The 16981-nt window shown below is 71.9% G+C and carries 15 protein-coding genes; 7 read left to right on the forward strand and 8 right to left on the reverse strand.

Annotated features, from left to right (window positions below):
- The first annotated feature begins 280 nt into the window (after positions 1-280).
- On the forward strand, positions 281-1339 hold the full coding sequence (locus tag ABTX60_RS36455) for a C40 family peptidase (protein ID WP_352101284.1): 1059 nt from the start codon (positions 281-283) through the stop codon (positions 1337-1339).
- A gap of 52 nt (positions 1340-1391) precedes the next feature.
- On the opposite strand, the gene ABTX60_RS36460 is transcribed toward ABTX60_RS36455, so the two are convergent.
- Both ABTX60_RS36460 and ABTX60_RS36465 read right to left on the reverse strand, forming a co-directional pair.
- Entirely contained in the window at positions 1392-2132 is a 741-nt protein-coding gene (locus tag ABTX60_RS36460; RefSeq protein WP_352101285.1) for a LuxR C-terminal-related transcriptional regulator, read from the reverse strand.
- Positions 2129-3421, reverse strand: coding sequence for an ATP-binding protein (locus ABTX60_RS36465; RefSeq protein WP_352101286.1), 1293 nt, complete (start codon positions 3419-3421; stop codon positions 2129-2131). Before ABTX60_RS36465 ends, ABTX60_RS36460 begins: the two co-directional genes overlap by 4 nt.
- 177 nt (positions 3422-3598) lie before the next feature.
- Here ABTX60_RS36465 and ABTX60_RS36470 point away from each other — a divergent pair, with 177 nt between their 5' ends.
- Positions 3599-5029, forward strand: a complete 1431-nt coding sequence (locus ABTX60_RS36470) for a PspC domain-containing protein (RefSeq protein ID WP_352101287.1) — start codon at positions 3599-3601, stop codon at positions 5027-5029.
- Entirely contained in the window at positions 5016-5240 is a 225-nt protein-coding gene (locus tag ABTX60_RS36475; protein WP_352101288.1) for a hypothetical protein, read from the forward strand. Before ABTX60_RS36470 ends, ABTX60_RS36475 begins: the two co-directional genes overlap by 14 nt.
- Positions 5241-5254: 14 nt before the next feature.
- On the opposite strand, the gene ABTX60_RS36480 is transcribed toward ABTX60_RS36475, so the two are convergent.
- Both ABTX60_RS36480 and ABTX60_RS36485 read right to left on the reverse strand, forming a co-directional pair.
- Complete coding sequence (locus ABTX60_RS36480; protein ID WP_352101289.1) at positions 5255-5782, reverse strand: DoxX family membrane protein; 528 nt, start codon at positions 5780-5782, stop codon at positions 5255-5257.
- A 137-nt stretch (positions 5783-5919) separates the two neighbouring features.
- Entirely contained in the window at positions 5920-7272 is a 1353-nt protein-coding gene (locus ABTX60_RS36485; protein ID WP_352101290.1) for a hypothetical protein, read from the reverse strand.
- A gap of 294 nt (positions 7273-7566) precedes the next feature.
- Between ABTX60_RS36485 and ABTX60_RS36490 the strand changes: the two genes are divergently transcribed.
- Positions 7567-8295: a hypothetical protein gene (locus ABTX60_RS36490; protein ID WP_352101291.1), complete on the forward strand. Its 729-nt coding sequence runs from the start codon at positions 7567-7569 to the stop codon at positions 8293-8295.
- A 68-nt stretch (positions 8296-8363) separates the two neighbouring features.
- Here the strand turns inward: ABTX60_RS36490 and ABTX60_RS36495 are convergent, their stop codons facing one another.
- Positions 8364-9158, reverse strand: a complete 795-nt coding sequence (locus ABTX60_RS36495) for a class II aldolase/adducin family protein (RefSeq protein WP_352101292.1) — start codon at positions 9156-9158, stop codon at positions 8364-8366.
- Positions 9159-9347: 189 nt separating this feature from the next.
- Here ABTX60_RS36495 and ABTX60_RS36500 point away from each other — a divergent pair, with 189 nt between their 5' ends.
- On the forward strand, positions 9348-9821 hold the full coding sequence (locus ABTX60_RS36500) for a pyridoxamine 5'-phosphate oxidase family protein (RefSeq protein ID WP_352101293.1): 474 nt from the start codon (positions 9348-9350) through the stop codon (positions 9819-9821).
- A 10-nt stretch (positions 9822-9831) separates the two neighbouring features.
- Here ABTX60_RS36500 and guaA read toward each other — a convergent pair whose 3' ends face one another.
- Positions 9832-11412: a glutamine-hydrolyzing GMP synthase gene (gene guaA, locus ABTX60_RS36505; RefSeq protein ID WP_352101294.1), complete on the reverse strand. Its 1581-nt coding sequence runs from the start codon at positions 11410-11412 to the stop codon at positions 9832-9834.
- Between the two features lie 328 nt (positions 11413-11740).
- Between guaA and ABTX60_RS36510 the strand changes: the two genes are divergently transcribed.
- Positions 11741-12037, forward strand: coding sequence for a chorismate mutase (locus ABTX60_RS36510; RefSeq protein WP_352101295.1), 297 nt, complete (start codon positions 11741-11743; stop codon positions 12035-12037).
- A gap of 545 nt (positions 12038-12582) precedes the next feature.
- Here the strand turns inward: ABTX60_RS36510 and ABTX60_RS36515 are convergent.
- Positions 12583-13713 carry a hypothetical protein gene (locus ABTX60_RS36515; protein WP_352101296.1) on the reverse strand — a complete coding sequence of 377 codons (1131 nt, stop codon included), beginning with the start codon at positions 13711-13713 and terminating at the stop codon, positions 12583-12585.
- Between the two features lie 214 nt (positions 13714-13927).
- On the opposite strand from ABTX60_RS36515, the gene ABTX60_RS36520 reads away from it, so the two are divergent.
- A complete protein-coding gene (locus tag ABTX60_RS36520) occupies positions 13928-14914 on the forward strand; it encodes an LAETG motif-containing sortase-dependent surface protein (protein ID WP_352101297.1) in 987 nt (328 codons plus the stop codon).
- A 172-nt stretch (positions 14915-15086) separates the two neighbouring features.
- Here ABTX60_RS36520 and ABTX60_RS36525 read toward each other — a convergent pair whose 3' ends face one another.
- A complete protein-coding gene (locus ABTX60_RS36525; RefSeq protein ID WP_352101298.1) occupies positions 15087-16886 on the reverse strand; it encodes a GMC family oxidoreductase N-terminal domain-containing protein in 1800 nt (599 codons plus the stop codon).
- Positions 16887-16981 lie beyond the last annotated feature (95 nt).

The raw sequence follows: 16981 nt of genomic DNA on the forward strand, positions 1-16981 counted from the left end.
GGGCGGGACCATGGTCGCATACGGTCACCGCCGGTCCTCTCCCGACACTTCCGCACACCCGCCCCCGGCCCGCCACGGCGACGTTTAGCGTCCTCCCCCAGGTGCCCGGCTCCCCACCGCCGCCCGGGCCAGGGGCGGCAGTCGGACACCACCGCCGAAAAGGTCCGGCGGCGGTCCGCTCCCCCTGTGCGGGCCGTCGCCGGACGCGCAGGCCGCCCGTCCGCTCCCCCCGGCGGCCGCACGCACCCCTCGGCGGTCGAGGAAAGGACGTGGCCTCCAGGTGGCAGCGCACCGCAAGCCCCGACAGCGCGCTATGGGTGGTGGCAAGGCCCGTACGGCCGCCACGATCGCCCTCGCGGGCGCGGCGACGGCGACGGGCTTCGACGGGACCGGACACGCCGAACCCCAGCTCACCCCCGGCCAGATCAAGGCCAAGGTGGACCGGCTGTACCAGCAGGCGGAGGTCGCCACCGAGAAGTACAACGGCGCGAAGGAGAAGGCCGACGCGGCCGGGCGGCGGCTGAAGGACCTCCAGGACCAGGCGGCCCGCAAGGAGGAGCGGCTCAACTCCGCCCGTGACGACCTGGGTTCGGTCGCCGCCGCGCAGTACCGTGCCGGCGGTCTCGACCCGGCGGTGCAGCTCGCCCTGTCCGACGATCCCGACCGGTACCTCGAGAACGCCGAGTTCGTCGAGCGGGCCGGCAACCGGCAGAACGCCGCCGTCGCGGGCGTGCGCAGGCAGCTCCGGGAGATCGAGCAGCTGCGCGGAGCCGCCCACATCGAGCTGACCTCCCTGAAATCACGTCAGACGGAGCTGAAGCGGCACAAGAAGACGATCACCGGCAAGCTGGGATCGGCACGGCGGCTGCTGTCCCGGCTCGACGCGCAGGAACGTTCCCGGCTAGGCGTATCGCAGGACCGCGCCTCGCGCGCGGCGGGCGTCCGCGACACGCTCGCGGCCCCCGGCTCCGCCTCGTCCCAGGCGCCCAACCCCCGTGCGGCCGCCGCCGTCTCCTACGCCCACCAGAAGCTCGGCAGCCCCTACGTCTGGGGCGCCACCGGCCCGAACGCCTTCGACTGCTCGGGCCTCGTCCAGGCCGCCTACCGCGCGGCCGGTGTCTCCCTGCCCCGCACGACGTACTCCCAGATCGCCGCCGGCCGCCGCGTCTCCCGCTCCGAACTCCTCCCCGGCGACCTGGTCTTCTTCTACGCCGGCATCAGCCATGTCGGCATCTACGTGGGCAACGGCCGGATGATCCACGCCCCCAACCCGTCCGTGCCGGTCCGCGTCGCCCCCCTGGACGAGATGCCGTTCGCGGGGGCGACACGGGTGGTGTGAGCGGGCGCGTCGGTGAGTGAGCAGGGGGCCGGGTGCGGGACCCGGCCCTGTGTCACACCAGCCGCCGCGCCGTCGCCCAGCGGGTCAGCTCGTGCCGGTTCGACAGCTGAAGCTTCCGCAGCACCGCCGAGACGTGCGACTCGACCGTCTTGACGGAGATGTACAGCTGCTTGGCGATCTCCTTGTAGGCGTAGCCCCGCGCGATGAGCCGCAGTACCTCTCGCTCGCGCTGGGTCAGGCGGTCCAGGTCCTCGTCGACCGGCGGCGCGTCCGTGGAGGCGAAGGCGTCCAGGACGAACCCGGCCAGCCGGGGCGAGAAAACGGCGTCGCCCTCCTGGACGCGGAAGATGGAGTCCACGAGGTCCGTGCCGGTGATCGTCTTGGTGACGTAGCCGCGCGCCCCGCCGCGGATCACGCCGATCACGTCCTCCGCCGCGTCCGACACGGACAGCGCGAGGAAGCGGACCGGCTGCTCGGCGTCGCCCATCAACGGGGCGCAGCGGCGCAGCACTTCGACACCGCCCCCGCCCGGCAGGTGCACGTCGAGGAGGACCACCTCGGGGCGGGTCGCGGTGATGACCGTGACGGCCTGGTCGACGTCCGCGGCCTCACCCACGACCTCGACACCGGTCTGCGCGGTCTGTCCGATCTCCGCCTGGACCCCCGTACGGAACATGCGGTGGTCGTCCACGAGGACCACGCGCACATGACGCCCCGGGCCGCCGCCCTCCTGCGCGGGACCCGCCGCCTCCGCCGATCCCGCCGTACCGTTCGCCTCGGTCGGGTCGCTCATGACGTCTTCTCCGCCCTCTCCATCTCCAGCTCGACCTCCGTGCCGCCGTCCGGCACCGCGCGCAGCCGCGCCGTCCCGCCGTTGCGCTCCATGCGGCCGATGATCGATTCTCTGACACCCATCCGGTCGGCGGGTATCGAGTCGAGGTCGAAGCCGGGGCCCCGGTCCCGGACGGACACGAAGACCGTCTTCCCCTCGACCTCGGCGAAGACCTGCACGGCGCCGCCCTCGCCACCGTACTTGGCGGCGTTCACCATTGCTTCCCGCGCGGCCTGCATCTGTGCGGCGATCCCCTCGTCGAGGGGGCAGTCACCCACGACCACGACCTCGATGGGGACGCCGTGCTTGTCCTCCACCTCGGCCGCGTTGCGCCGGACGGCGTCGGCGAGCGTGGTGGGTTCGTCGGCCTCGTCCTTGCCGGTGCCTTCGGGCTTGTAGAGCCAGGTGCGCAGGTCGCGTTCCTGGGCGCGGGCCAGGCGGCGGACCTCGCCCGCGTTCTCCGCGTTGCGCTGTATCAGGGTCAGGGTGTGCAGCACCGAGTCGTGCACATGGGCGGCGACCTCCGCGCGTTCCTGGGCACGGATGCGCATCAGGCGTTCCTCGGAGAGGTCCTGGGTCATGCGCACCAGATACGGCCCGGCGAGCAGCGTTATCCCGACGAGGACGGCGAGGGCCGCCTGCAGGACGGAACCGAGGTGTGCCGTGGAGCCCTGCAGGACGAAGATGCCGGAGACGCCGGCCGTCACCAGCAGGACCCCGCCCACCGAGCGCAGCAGCGTGACCGTGCGCCGGCGGCGGCCGACCTCGGCCCAGCGGGCCCGGCGGGCGTTGTCCGCCTGCCGCCAGACCAGGGCGACGCCCGCGCCGACGAGCACGGCCGGCCAGAGGTAGGCCCGGGCCCCACCGCTGAGGTTGACGTTGCCCACGAAGACCATGGCCACCACGACCATGAGGAGCAGAGCCACGATCTGGCCTTTGTCGGGCCTGCGCGCGACCCGTCTGCGGCGGCCGTCGGGCGAGGTCTCCGAGGCCACCGCCGACGGCGGCTTCTGCGCCTCGACCCCGCCGACGCCGAGCGGGACGAAGAACCAGAACGCGGCGTACAGCAGCGCGCCGAGACCGTCGGCCATGAACAGGCCGACGAAGACGAGCCGTACCCAGATCACGGGCAGCCCGAGATGCCCGGCGAGGCCCCGCGCCACACCCCCGAGCCAGCGTCCGTCACTGCTGCGGTAGAGCTTGCGCGGCGGCCGCGGTTCGGCGAGTGGCGCTGCTGCGGCTTCCGACATGCCATCGATCGTCACACGTGCGGGAGGCCGGAGCATCAGGGTCGGCCCCTGAGGCTCCCCTGATCTCCACGGGCCGCCCCTCGAACGCTTCCCGAGCCGCCCCTCAGGGCCGATATCAGGGTCCGGCCAGGGTCGTTCCGACTCCCGCCGCGCCGCCGCGCCCGTCACCATGGACCCATGACCGATCACGAGCACGCCGCGACGGGTCCGGGACCCGGCTCCGGCCCGCGCCCCGCCCCGGGCGCGGGGCCGCAGGATGCCGCGGGCTCCGCACCCGGGCGCGCGGGCGCGGCAGGACAGGAAGGAGCACCCGGTACGGCCGCCCCCGACGAGGAAGCCGCCCCGCCCGGGCCGCCCCACGCGTTCCGCCGCGACCGCCGGCACAGGGCCCTGGCCGGCGTCTGCGCCGGGCTCGGACGGCAGTGCGACATGGATCCGGTGATCTTCCGCATCACCCTCGCCGTGCTCTCCGCCGCGGGCGGCCTCGGTCTCATCTTCTACGGCTTCGCCTGGCTCTTCGTCCCCTACGACGACGAGGAGAACGAGGTCCGCAAGCTGCTCACCGGCCGCGTCGACGGCCAGGCCCTGGCAGCCGTGCTGTTCGCGCTGGTCGGCTGCGGGGTGTTCCTGACCATGCTGAACAACGGCGGGGTCCTGACCTTCTCCGTCGTCCTCTCCCTCGTCCTCGCGGGTGCCGGGTACTGGTCGCGCCAGCGCGGTGCCCCGAGCCCCGATCCTCTGGCCGCCCAGGCCGTCGCCGACGCCCCGCCGGAGCCTCAGGCACCGCCGGTGTTCCTGACCAGCCCCTCCTGGTGGCGCGACCCCATCGTCAAGGACGGCACCCACATCGGCGGCACGGGCTACCTGTGGGGCCCGCGCGACACCCGCGACCTGGATGCCGCCGCGGCCGTCAACATCGGCCTCGGCATCCGGCCGCGCGCCCGTGAGGTACCCGCCGAGCGCTCCCGGCCACGCGGCCCCCGCTGGATCGGCGGCTGGATCTTCCTGCTGGCCCTGCTCGCCGGAGCTCTGGGCACGAGCCTCACCTGGGACGGGCATCCGCTCGGCACCAGCCTGCAGACGGGCCTGTCCTGTGCGCTCGCGGTTCTGGGCTTGGGCATAGCCGTCAGCGCCTTCCTGGGCCGGACCGGCGCGGGGTCGGTCTTCCTGGCGATCATCACGGCCGGTCTGCTGGCCGGCGCGGCGGCCCTGCCCAAGAGCGTCGACACGAACTGGGTGCGCACCACCTGGCAGCCCGCCACGGTGACGGACGTACGCGAGCGCTACGACCTGGGCACCGGCGTCGGCACCCTGGACCTCAGCCGGCTGGACGTGTCCGGGAAGCAGACGGTCACGACGCGGGCGGAGGTCGGCATGGGCAAGGTCAGGGTGCTGGTGCCCGACGACGTGACCGTGCGGCTGAACGTGGAGGTGGGCGTCGGTGACCTGCAGTTGCCGGGCGACGACCCGAAGGACGTGGACGTGCGGCCTGGGCGGCACAAGCAGATCACCCTCTCCCCCGCCGGGGGCACCGGGAAGTCCGGCACCGTGGACCTGGAACTCCGGGTCGGCGCGGGACAGGCGGAGGTGACCCGTGCTGCGTCATGAACTCCAGCCCGGGAAGCTGGTCGCCGGCACCGTCCTCGTGGTGGCGGGCGTGCTCTACGCCGGTGACGCGGGGGGCGCCTGGCAGACCCCCTGGTTCGTGGCGATCCCCCTCGTCGCGGGCGGGCTGTGCCTGGCGGGTGCGGTGGCGCTCCTGACGGGTCTCGTGCGCCGGCACCGCCGGGCAGGCCGTACGGGCGCGGACCCGGCCTGACGGTGAGCGGCCCCCTAGTGGTAGCCGCCGCGGCGCCGTCGTCGCGACCGCAGCGCGGCGTCGAGGGACAGCAGGGGCGCGCCCGCCAGGATCAGCGGGGTCCAGGCCATGAGGTAGGCGAGGTCGTTGCCGTAGTAGTACGGGTCGGAGGCCCAGCTCACGGTCAGCCACAGGCTGAGGGAGATCAGCGCACCGCCGAGTGCGGCCAGACGGGCGAGCAGGCCGAGCAGGGTGCCGATACCGACGGCGAGTTCTCCGAAGGCGATGGCGTAGCCGAAACCGACGGGGCTCTTGAGGGAGAGGTCGACCAGGGCGGGAATGGCGGAGGAGTCGCGTACGGCACGCATCATGTCGCCGATCGAGCCGGCACCGGAGTCCCGCATGAAGGCACTGTCGGTGAGCTTGTCCAGGCCGGCGTAGATGAAGGTGACGCCGAGGAAGACGCGCAGTGGCAGGAGGGCGTAACGGGTGGCGTTGTCCCGCCAGCCTCCCCCGTCGCCGAAGTGGGGGGTGTGCGTGTCCGTTCGCATACCGTGAGTCATCCTGCTGGCCGCCTCTCGCCCGCCGGTGCCGAGACCCCCTCAACAGACGATACGTACGGCGAACGGACCGCGCTCAATCATGCGCGAACTGTCGGATCGCCCTGCCGTGGTGAGGGGCGCCTCAGGGCAGGCGCCCCTCACTCCGTCACATCGACCGCGTACCTGTTGGTCTCCACCCCCGCCGCGGTGACCACTTGCACCTCCACCCGTCCCGGTTCCACGTCCGCCGGCACCGGCACGGTCAGCAGCGTGTCCGAGGGGTTGCGGAACCCGCCGGGCACGGGCACCAACGGCACGTGGACGTGCACCGCACCCACGCGCACGACCATCCGGGCCAGCCGGTCGGCCCCCTGTGCACCCGGCGGCACGAACCCCGCGCCGCGGATCTCGATGTCGTCCCCGGTGCGGATCGGACCGTCCAGGTCACCGGCCTCCCGGGACCGGACCACGGAGAGGATGACCGGCCGGCCGCCTTCCGCGTACTTGCCCGCCAGGTAGGTCGCGCCCGACACCAGCACCACCACCGCCGGTCCCCACGGCAGATCGGGCAACTGCTCCGGGTGCCTGGCCAGCCGTACCGCCGCGAAGACCAGGGCGACCGCGTTGATCGCGACGTACTGGATGTCGGCGAAGGTGCCGCGCCCCGCGTCGTCGGTCAGCAGGTCGGCGGCCCGTGGCCGGTCGGCACGCACCTTCTGCAGCCGCCCGCCCAGCACCCGCAGCCCGACCACCCTCCGCACGAGCACGGCGATCCCGCACACCACGGCGAGCACGGTCACGACCCCGGCGCCGCGGGCGAGTTCCAGCCCGGAGAGCAGCGTGTCCCGCTCCCGGTGCCGGGAGGCGGCGGCCAGCCGGCCCGCGAGGACGAGCACCGAGTAGGCCACGAAGAGCACCCAGGCCGCGGCGACCGTACGGGACGTGGACAGCCGGTTGTCCTCACCGATCAGGGGCGCCAGTACCCCGCCCTTCGCCCGGTGGAACCAGGACGCGGCGGTCAGCGACGAGGCCGTCACCAGTGCGGCGGCCAGTCCGGCCGTACGCGCCGCCGTCCAGCCCGTACCGACCGCCGTGAGGGCCTGCCCGAGCAGCAACAGCACCACGGCGGCCCCCACCGCACCCGCCGTGCGCCGCCACAGGCCGGTCAGCCAGGCCTGCCCCTCGGCCCGCCCCCGCTCCGCGACCTGCTCGGCGGACTGGGCCAGTTCCTCCGAGATCCACTGGCGGGTGGCCGAGGCGGAGTGGGCCACCGCGGCCGGCAGTCCGTGCCCTGCGGCGAACTCGTCCCGTCGGCGCAGGAACGCGGCCACGGCCCGCCGATGTCCCTCTCGCGCCCCGTGCGGGCAGTCCCCGCAGGCACACCCACCCTGGTGCCCGTCCCCGGACCCGACCGGGTGACCAGCCGGGTAACCCCTGCTGTGGCCACCCGAGTACTCCTCGGCGCAGGCGCCCGCGTCCGCGCCGCCCTGCCTCGCCTCCCGCACCGCCACGCCCGACGCCCGCCTTCCCGCGATCCAACCACCGCCGGCCTTCCGGATGCCGGAAACACCGCTGCGCAACTCCTGTGCGACGAAGCCGAATTGTGCCGTACACAGCCGGTTCGCGTCGGCTCGGCCTGCTCAACACGGGTGAAGTTCGGCGCGCCCTGTTGACCCCGCCGTGAGGGTTCCCCTATGCCCGGGATCATCCAGCCCGACGGCACCTGCTGCCGGGCACAAGAGAGCGGGTCTGCGTGGTGAAGTGTGGGCCTCTGACAACTCCGCCGACAGGGAGCGTTTCTTCCGATGACCGCACAGCCCGCACGCCTTGAGCGCACCGGTCCCGAGACCACCTCGGTCATGGATGTCTCGCCGTTCAAGCCTTCGCTCGTGAAAGCGGTGTTCAGGGACGTGACCCCGATGCATGTCTCCCGGTCGGCCGCATGGGCCGCCGCGTCGGTGACGCGGACCCTGATGACGGAGATCATCGACGGCGCGAGGAGAGCGGCGGCGCAGGAGGCCCGGAAGAAGCTGGTTCCCGGGGACCTTCTCTCGGCGATCGGCCGGAACGTCGAGCTCGAGGTGGGGAGCGAGTGGTACCGCCACAGCCCGACGTTCCACGGCAAGCGCAGCAGGTCACGCAAACCGAGTGCCGTGGTCGGCGCCCACAGGTTCGAGGCCGGGGTCAAGAAGTTGCTGCGGAGCCAGGGGGCGGCGGCCGTCCCGGTGATGGTCCGCGACCTGGACGGAATCGCGAGCGCGTTCCTGACGGACCTCGCCCGGGACGCGGCCATGGTCGTCCGCGAGGGCGGGATCAAACGATTCGGGACGGTCATCCTGGAGATACCGGGCGAAACGACCCCACCCCCACCCCTCGAGGATTCCCTCCTGGCCCTGTCCGTCCGCAGGGGGGACAGGCGGACCATCGGCAGGGACGACATCCTGGCCGCCACCACGATTCAGTTGTTCGGCGGCGTCGGGCAGCGAGCGCTCACCGAAGCACGCGAGGCGACACAGGACACGTCGGCCGGCTGAGCGGGTGCGGCCGGCATCGCCGCCCGCACCCTCATCCGCTACCGCGGACCCGCCACGGGAAATGGCCTTCAGGCCAGCAGGCCCGGCTCGCTCCGGCTGACGTCCTCCCACATCGGCTGGTAGTTGATCCAGGCCACCAGGTCGCCGCCCAGCTGCTCCCGCGTCGCCACGGCCATCCGGTGATCGATGCGGACCGGCCGCCCCGCCGCCTGCGCCGTCAGCTGCACCTGGCAGGAACGCTCCATCGACACGAACCACCAGGCCGCCGCGTCCACCGAGTCGCCGACGGTCAGCAGCCCGTGGTTGCGCAGGACGAGTGCCTTGCGGGAGCCGAGCACGGCCGCGATGCGCCGCCCCTCCTCGGCGTCCACGGAGACGCCGGTGTAGGTGTCGTAGAGGGCGTGATCCTCGTAGAAGGCGCAGCTCTCCTGGGTGATCGGCTCCAGCAGTTCGCCGAGGGCCGCGAGCGCCCTGCCGTGCACCGAGTGGCAGTGGGCGACGGCGACGACGTCCGGCCGGGCGGCGTGGACCTGGGCGTGCACGGTGAAGGCCGCCTGGTTGACGTGGTAGCCGCCCTCGACGACCTGGCCGTCCTGGTTGGCGAGCACGAGGTCGCTCACGGTGACGTGCCGGAAGGGCATCCCGAACGGGTTGACCCAGAAGCAGTCGGTGAACTCCGGGTCACGGGCGGTGATGTGCCCGGAGACGCCGTCCTCGAAGCCGAGCCGCCCGAAGATCCTCAGGGCGCCCGCGAGCCGTTCCTTGCGGTGCTTGCGCTCGTCCTCGACCGACTCGTGCATCGGCGGCATGGCGAACCGCAACCGGTCGGTGGGCAGGGGCAGGGGCGGCGTGGGCCCGTGCATAGGTCCTCCAGCAGTGGTTCTGCGTACGGGCGGAAATTACCGTCCGTGAGGCCGGGAAGAACAGAAGCGGTTCGTGAAGATGCCACGAGCGCCCCTGTGAGCACCCTGTGCCCATACGTGTGCCCCCTGGCTCCCGCACCCCACGAATAGCCGACAGAGGATGTCGGGATTCGGCGCGACACTCTTCCCATGACAGCGAACTGGGCGGCTTTCGCCGCGGCCGAACCTGGTCTGGCCGACACCGTCGAGAAGCGTTTCGGCGCCTATACGCACCACGTCCTCGCCTCCCTCCGTAAGGATGGTTCGCCCCGCACCAGCGGCCTGGAGGTGCGGTTCCTGAACGGCGAACTGTGGCTCGGCATGATGCCGGACTCGATCAAGGCCCTCGACCTGCGCCGCGACCCGCGCTTCGCGCTCCAGGCGAACCCCGGGGAGGGCACGGGCATGGGCGGCGGCGACGTCAGGGTCAGCGGCCGGGCGATCGAGGTCGACGACGTGGAGACCAAGGCCGGATACGTCGAAGAGGTGGAACCGCCGGAGCCGTTCCACCTCTTCCGTACCGAGCTGACGGAGGTCGTACGGACCTACGTCGAGGACGACACGTACCTCGTCGTCCAGGTCTGGACGCCCGGCGCTCCCCTGCGCACCATCAAGCGCACCTAGGGGCCGGGGATCACTCCCACTCGATGGTGCCCGGCGGCTTCGAGGTCACGTCGAGGACGACCCGGTTGACGTCCTTGACCTCGTTGGTGATCCGCGTGGAGATCCGGGCGAGGACCTCGTACGGCAGACGCGACCAGTCGGCCGTCATGGCGTCCTCGGACGAGACGGGGCGCAGCACGATGGGGTGACCGTAGGTGCGGCCGTCGCCCTGGACGCCGACGGAGCGGACGTCGGCGAGCAGGACCACCGGGCACTGCCAGATGTCACGGTCGAGGCCGGCCGCGGTGAGCTCCTCGCGGGCGATGGCGTCGGCCTCGCGCAGCAGGTCCAGGCGCTCCTTGGTGACCTCGCCGACGATGCGGATGCCGAGGCCGGGGCCGGGGAACGGCTGGCGCTGGACGATCTCCTCCGGCAGGCCGAGCTCCTGCCCGACCATGCGGACCTCGTCCTTGAACAGCTTGCGCAGCGGCTCGATCAGCTGGAACTCGAGGTCCTCGGGCAGGCCGCCCACGTTGTGGTGGGACTTGATGTTGGCCGTGCCGGTGCCGCCGCCGGACTCGACGACGTCCGGGTAGAGCGTGCCCTGCACGAGGAACTCCACGGCCGGGCCCTCATCGGCGATGATCTCGGCCTGGGCCTGCTCGAAGACCCGGATGAACTCGCGGCCGATGATCTTCCGCTTCTCCTCGGGGTCGGAGACCCCGGCCAGCGCCTTGAGGAACCGCTCCTCGGCGTCCACGACCTTGAGCTGGACGCCGGTCACGGCCACGAAGTCCTTCTCGACCTGCTCGGTCTCGCCCTTGCGCATCAGGCCGTGGTCGACGTACACGCAGGTCAGCTGGGAGCCGATGGCCTTTTGGACGAGGGCCGCGGCGACCGCGGAGTCCACGCCGCCGGACAGGCCGCAGATGGCGCGCCGGTCACCGACCTGCTCGCGGATCGCGGCGACCTGCTCCTCGATGACGTTGCCGGTCGTCCAGTTCGGCGTGAGCCCCGCGCCCCGGTACAGGAAGTGCTCCAGCACCTGCTGTCCGTGCGTGGAGTGCATCACCTCGGGGTGGTACTGGACGCCGTAGAGCTTCTTCTCGTCGTTCTCGAAGGCGGCGACCGGTACGACGTCCGTGGAGGCCGTGACGGAGAAGCCCTCGGGGGCGGCGGAGCAGGCGTCGCCGTGCGACATCCAGACGGGCTGCTCGGCGGGGGTGCCCTCGAAGAGGGTGGAGGACACCTTGGAGACGTGCAGGTCGGTGCGGCCGTACTCGCGGGCGCCGGTGTTGTCGACGGTGCCGCCGAGGGCGCTCGCCATCAGCTGGAAGCCGTAGCACATGCCGAAGACGGGGACACCGGCCTCGAAGATCTCGCGGTCCAGGCTGGGCGCGCCCTCCGCGTAGACCGACGAGGGGCCGCCGGAGAGAATGATCGCCGCGGGGTTCTTCGCGAGCATCTCCGCGACCGGCATGGTGCTCGGCACGATCTCGCTGTAGACCCGCGCCTCGCGGACACGACGGGCGATGAGCTGGGCGTACTGCGCGCCGAAGTCGACGACCAGGACGGTGTCGGCGGCGTTGGCAGCGGGAGTCGCTGATGACACGGGGTGCCTTCCGGCGGTGGGGCGGGGGTCTTGTGCCACCGATTCTACCGGGGGGCCGCCGGGCTCCTTCCGTGTGCCGGACGACCACCCCGTCTCAGGATGCGAACCGGCTTGGACGGCCCTCTGCGGCGGTGCATACTGGCCCCATGTTCAAGCAGCAGACGTTCGTCTTTACCTATGGCATCCGGCCCGCCGGACGCCATGGTCGTGCTGCTTGAGCCACTGACAAGCGACTTCCCAGGCGCCCCGGGCCGACAAGGCCCGGGGCGTCTGTCGTCGTCCGGGCCGTGCCGCCCCGGGGCAGCCCCCCGACGACGAGGAGCCCCCCATGACCGCCATCGACACGACCGCCGGCGACGTGACCGGCGCCCGCACCCCCGAGGCCGCCGACGTGATCACCGGCGCCCGCGAGCGGATCGACGCGCTCGACGACCGGATCATCGGCCTGATCCAGGAACGGGTGGCCGTCTCCGCCGTCATCCAGGAGGCACGGATCGCCTCCGGCGGCCGGCGTGTGAACCTCTCCCGCGAGATGGACGTCCTCGGCCACTACAGGGAGGCGCTGGGCAAGCCGGGCACCGCGCTCGCGATGACCCTGCTGGAGCTGTGCCGCGGCAAGATCTGAGGCCCCTGAGGACCGGGCCCCTGTTCCCGGGACAGACGTACGCATCCCCCTCACCCGTACGGCGCGTGACCGCCCCCGCACCACGTCGTTGGTCCCGGTGTCCGTGCCAGCCAGGGGCGGGCCCGAAAGAACCACGCGTGGCTCACTGGGGCGATGAGACGCACGGATCGTGCCGTGTGTCGTGGGACCTCGCTCCAGGGAAGTGACCGGACGGCAGGGGACAGCAGCCCGGTCACCCATGAGAACGGTCGGCTCCGGGGACGCCCGGGGCCGACCGGCGGACCTTGCATAAATGCACAAGTCTGGGTCAAACGGTTGCGGGCGCCGCGTTCATCCAGCACGATGCGTACATAGTCCAAGTCCCCCCGCGGACACCCGCATTGCCCCACTGCCAGAGGTACGGACCAGCGGCGCGACCCCCCGGCGCCGCTTCCCGGCACCGGCGCAGCCCTGACGTCGGTGCTGACGAGAAGAAGGGCCCCGCGGCTCCACCCCGCGGGGCCCTTCGCTCTGCCCGGGCACCCGTCGGGCGCGGGTCCGTCCCGTCAGGTGCGGGTCACTGTCCCGCAGTGGCCGCCGTCGCCGTGGTCGATGCCCCTGCTCCGGTCGTAGGGGTCCGTCGCCGGGCCGCTCGGGGTAGGCCCCGCGGACGGGCTCGACGGGAACCCCGGGTGCAGGTAACCGTCGTAGAGGTCGCAGGAGGAGTTGCCTATCTCCTGGTCGTACTTCACGAGCAGCAGCCGGCCCGGCGTGACCCGGTAGCGGGCCGGGTCGGCGAGTTCGACGTCGAGGACTCTGCGCACGATCGTGCGGGTGACCTCGGGAGGGCCGTCGGCCCGCACGACGGGGTAGACGAAGGTGTAGTCGGCGCGCACCGCCACGCCTCCCTGCGAGCCCTTCTCGAACGTCATACGCCCGCGGACCTTGATCACGTCGCCGGCGGGCCGGACCTCGTCGGGGTCGAAGCGGCTGAACAGCGTCACCGGGTCGTGCTCCCTGCTCGGGGAGCGCAGCCCGGTGTTCAGTTCGTCGAAGAGCTCGGGCTGCTTGGGGTCGAGCAGGGAGAGCGCGGCCGCGGGACGTGCCCCGCGCACCGTCTTCGGGTCGAGGTTGGCCGCCACCAGCAGTTTCTTCGTCATCTTCAGCGCCTGCCGCACCCGGTCCTCGGACACCGGGCCGACGGCTTTCGCCTCGGGCAGGACGATGCCGGCCTCGCCCTCGGCCCAGCGCAGGGCCGGGGAGCCGGCGAACGGCCGGTCCAGGGTGGGTTTTTCCGGATCCGACGCGCCGGGCGCGGCGGTCGGCGCAGCCGTCTCCGCGGGCAGTGGCGAGGCGTCGGCGGCCTGGGACCCCCCGGTGCCGAAGGGGTCGCCGGGCAGCAGCGAAGGCTTCAGCGCCACCAGCACGACGGCCGCCGCGACGGCCACACCGAGCACGGCCCACAGCTTGCGGCGCGGGGATGCCCGGCCGTTCGTCGGGCCGGTGCGCCACCCGGGAGGCGACTCACCCCGGGCGTCCTGTTCGCGCAACCGCTCGGTCACCATGCGGGCGCGCGCGGACGGCTCCTTCGGAGCGGAGGAGCGGATGTCCCGCTCGGTGTCGCGGGCGAACTGCTCCCAGACGTCGTCGGGGAGCCCGGAGGCCGACGACTGGTCGTCGGACGGTTTTTCTGACACGAAGTCAAGATCTAAGCGGGTGGCAAGCGCCTTCACAAGCAGGTCTTGGATGTGACTCAGCCCACATAAAAATTCTGTGAATGCCAGCACAACCATTCACAGGTTTCACGGATCAAACCTGCCGAACCAAGGGCCACTCCCGCGCCCCACACGCGGAGGCCTCCCCCAACGTTCGTGCCGCCTCCCGCGGTACGCCGGACTCTCCGAGGTCTTCATGAAGCTTCGCCGCGCCATGGCAGCAGCGGCCGCTACGGCGGTCATAGCCCCGGTGGCACTGCTCGCGGCACCGGCCGCGTACGCGACCGACGAAACCACGCCTACGCCGAGTGCCTCCGTGAGCGAGTCCGCTCCCGAGACGTCGGCCTCGCCTTCCGCTTCCGAGTCCACGCCCGCCGAGACCACCACGCCGGCTCCGAGCACGTCCGCGAGCGAGTCCGCTCCCGAGACGTCCAGCTCGCCGAGCGCGTCCGCGAGCGAGTCCTCCCCGGCGCCGAGCGCCTCCGAGCCGGAGGAGTCGGAGTCCCCGGACCCCGAGCCCTCGGTGTGCGAGGACACCAAGGTCGACGTCAGCATCTCCGGCCTGCCCGGCAAGATCGCGGCGGGCAGCGGCTGGCACAAGTTCTCGCTGAACGTGCTCAACAACTCCGACTCCACCCTGAACGACCTCGACTTCTTCGCCGGGGCCTCCCCCGACAAGAACGGCGAGGAGCTGTTCACCAGCAAGCAGGTCCAGCTGCAGGCCTGGGACCCCGCGGACAAGACCTGGGTCGACCTCAACGAGGGCGGCTACGCGGTCGGTTACGTCGGCTACACCGATGAGCTGAAGCCCGACTACGAGGTCGACATCCCGCTGCGCCTCAACGTCAGCAAGTCCGCCCCGGTCGGCGCCGGCTTCTCGCTCGGCGCGACGATCTACGGCGACAACGACGCCGAGTGCACCGGCTTCGGCGACGTGTCGTACAAGTTCCAGATCGTCTCCTCCGGCACGGACACCGACGGCACCAAGCCGCAGGAAGGCGGCAAGGCGCCCGTCACCGACTCCAAGCCGAGCGGCAACACGCCGGAGGTCACCGGCAGCCTCGCCGAGACCGGCTCCAGCTCCGCCCTGCCGATGATCAGCCTCGTCGGCGGTGCCGCGGTCGTCGCCGGTGCCGGCGCGATCTTCGTGGTCCGTCGCCGCAAGGCCGGCGCCCAGGCGTAAGCCACAGCGGCCGACAGGCCGCAGCACCAAGCGGAAGAGGGACCTGCGCTCGGAGGGGGGCGCAGGTCCCTCTTCTGCGTCCGGCTGCCGTTCAGCGCCGCTTCGCTCAGCGCCGCCGCTCAGCCTTGCCGTTCGGCGCTGCCGCTCGACTTGGCCGTTTCAGAGCTGCCGCTCAGCTCTGCCGCTCGGTTTTCGCCGGGACCGCCGGCATGCCGAGGAACGGCAGCCGCAGCGCGCCGAACGCCTCCGCCGGAACCGTCGGTGACTTCGGCTCGACCGGCTGGAGCCGCTCGTAGGCCGTGCCCTGCTTCGGGCGCGGGTCGGTCTCGCCCTTGTTGGGCCAGTACGACATCGCCCGCTCGGCCTGGGCGGTGATGGTGAGGGACGGGTTGACGCCCAGGTTGGCGGAGACCGCCGCCCCGTCGACGACCGAGATACCGGGGTGGCCGTAGAGGCGGTGGTACGGGTCGATCACGCCGGACTCGCGGGAGTCTCCGATGGGGCAGCCGCCCAGGAAGTGGGCGGTGAGCGGGGTGCCCATCAGTTCGCCGACGTTGGAGCCCGCGAAGCCGTTGATCTCCGCGGCCAGTGCCGACGCGCCCTCCGTCGCGGCCTTGATCTGCTTGGGGTTGGGGGCGCCGTGGCCCTGGCGGGCGGTGAGCAGGCCGCGGCCGATGCCCGACGGCTTCATGTACGTCGTCAGGGAGTTGTCCAGCGACTGCATGACCAGGCCGATGATGGTCCGCTCCGACCAGCGGCGGTTGGACAGGGAGCGCAGCACCAGCAAGGGGTGTCTCGCCGCGTGGGCGAGGAAGCCCAGGACCCGTGACGGGCCCGGGTCCGTCCCGGCGTAGGGGACCTGCAGGATGGACAGGCCGCCCATCGAGTTGGAGCCCTTGCCGTAGCGGACCGGCTCGATGTGGGTGTCGGCGTCGGGGTGGATGGAGGACGTGATGGCCACGCCCCGCGTGAAGTCGGCCTTCGGCGCGCCGTGCGCCTTGCGGTAGCGCCGGTCGTCGGTCTGGGCGCCGACCAGGGCCTCGGAGTTGGTGCGGGTCAGCTCGCCCAGCCGGTCCGACAGGTACGGCAGTTGGCCGCCCGCCTTCATGCGGTGCAGCAGGGTCTGGGTGCCGTAGGTGCCGGCGGCCAGGACGACCCGGCGGGCCGTGAAGGTGCGGCCCTTCTTCCTGCCGCGGTCGTCGGTGGGCAGGGTGGCGACGGCGTAGCCGCCGCGCGAGTCGTCGGTGACCGAGACGACCGTCGTCATGGGGTGGACGACCGCGCCGGCCTTCTCGGCGAGGTGCAGGTAGTTCTCGTTGAGGGTGTTCTTCGCGCCGTGCCGACAGCCGGTCATGCACTCCCCGCACTCGGCGCAGGCTCTTCGAGCCGGCCCCGCCCCGCCGAAGTACGGGTCGGACACCTCCTGGCCCGGTTTCGCCTTCACCGTGCCGTCGGCGTCCTCGCCGTCACCGAAGAAGACACCGACCGGAGCCATGTGGAAGGAGTCGCCGCACCCCATCCGCTCCGCCGCCGCCTTCAGATGGACGTCCGACGGGGTCATGGTCGGGTTGAGCCGTACGCCGAGCATGCGCCGGGCCTGGTCGTAGTACGGCGCCAGCTCGTCCTGCCAGTCGGTGATGTCACGCCACTGGGGGTCCTCGAAGAACGGCTTCGGCGGGACGTACAGGGTGTTGGCGTAGTTGAGGGAGCCGCCGCCGACACCCGCGCCGGCCAGGACCATGACGTTGCCCAGCAGATGGATGCGCTGGATGCCGTACATACCGAGTTTCGGGGCCCAGAGGTAGTTCTTGAGGTCCCAGGAGTTCCTGGGCAGGCTCTCGCGGGTGAAGCGGCGGCCGGCCTCCAGGACGCCTACGCGGTAGCCCTTCTCCGTGAGGCGCAGGGCGGTCACCGAGCCGCCGAAGCCGGAACCCACGACGATGACGTCGTAGTCGTAAGCGTCCTGAGGCACGTGCTCTCCTCGTCGAGTGTCCGTGCGGGTCGGTTGTGGCTTGTCGCGTCCACGAGGCGGGTGCCGCACATCGGTACAGCGCCGCGCCCCTAGGG

The sequence above is a fragment of the Streptomyces sp. NPDC126510 genome (assembly GCF_040302345.1).
In the GTDB taxonomy this organism is placed as follows: Bacteria; Actinomycetota; Actinomycetes; order Streptomycetales; family Streptomycetaceae; genus Streptomyces.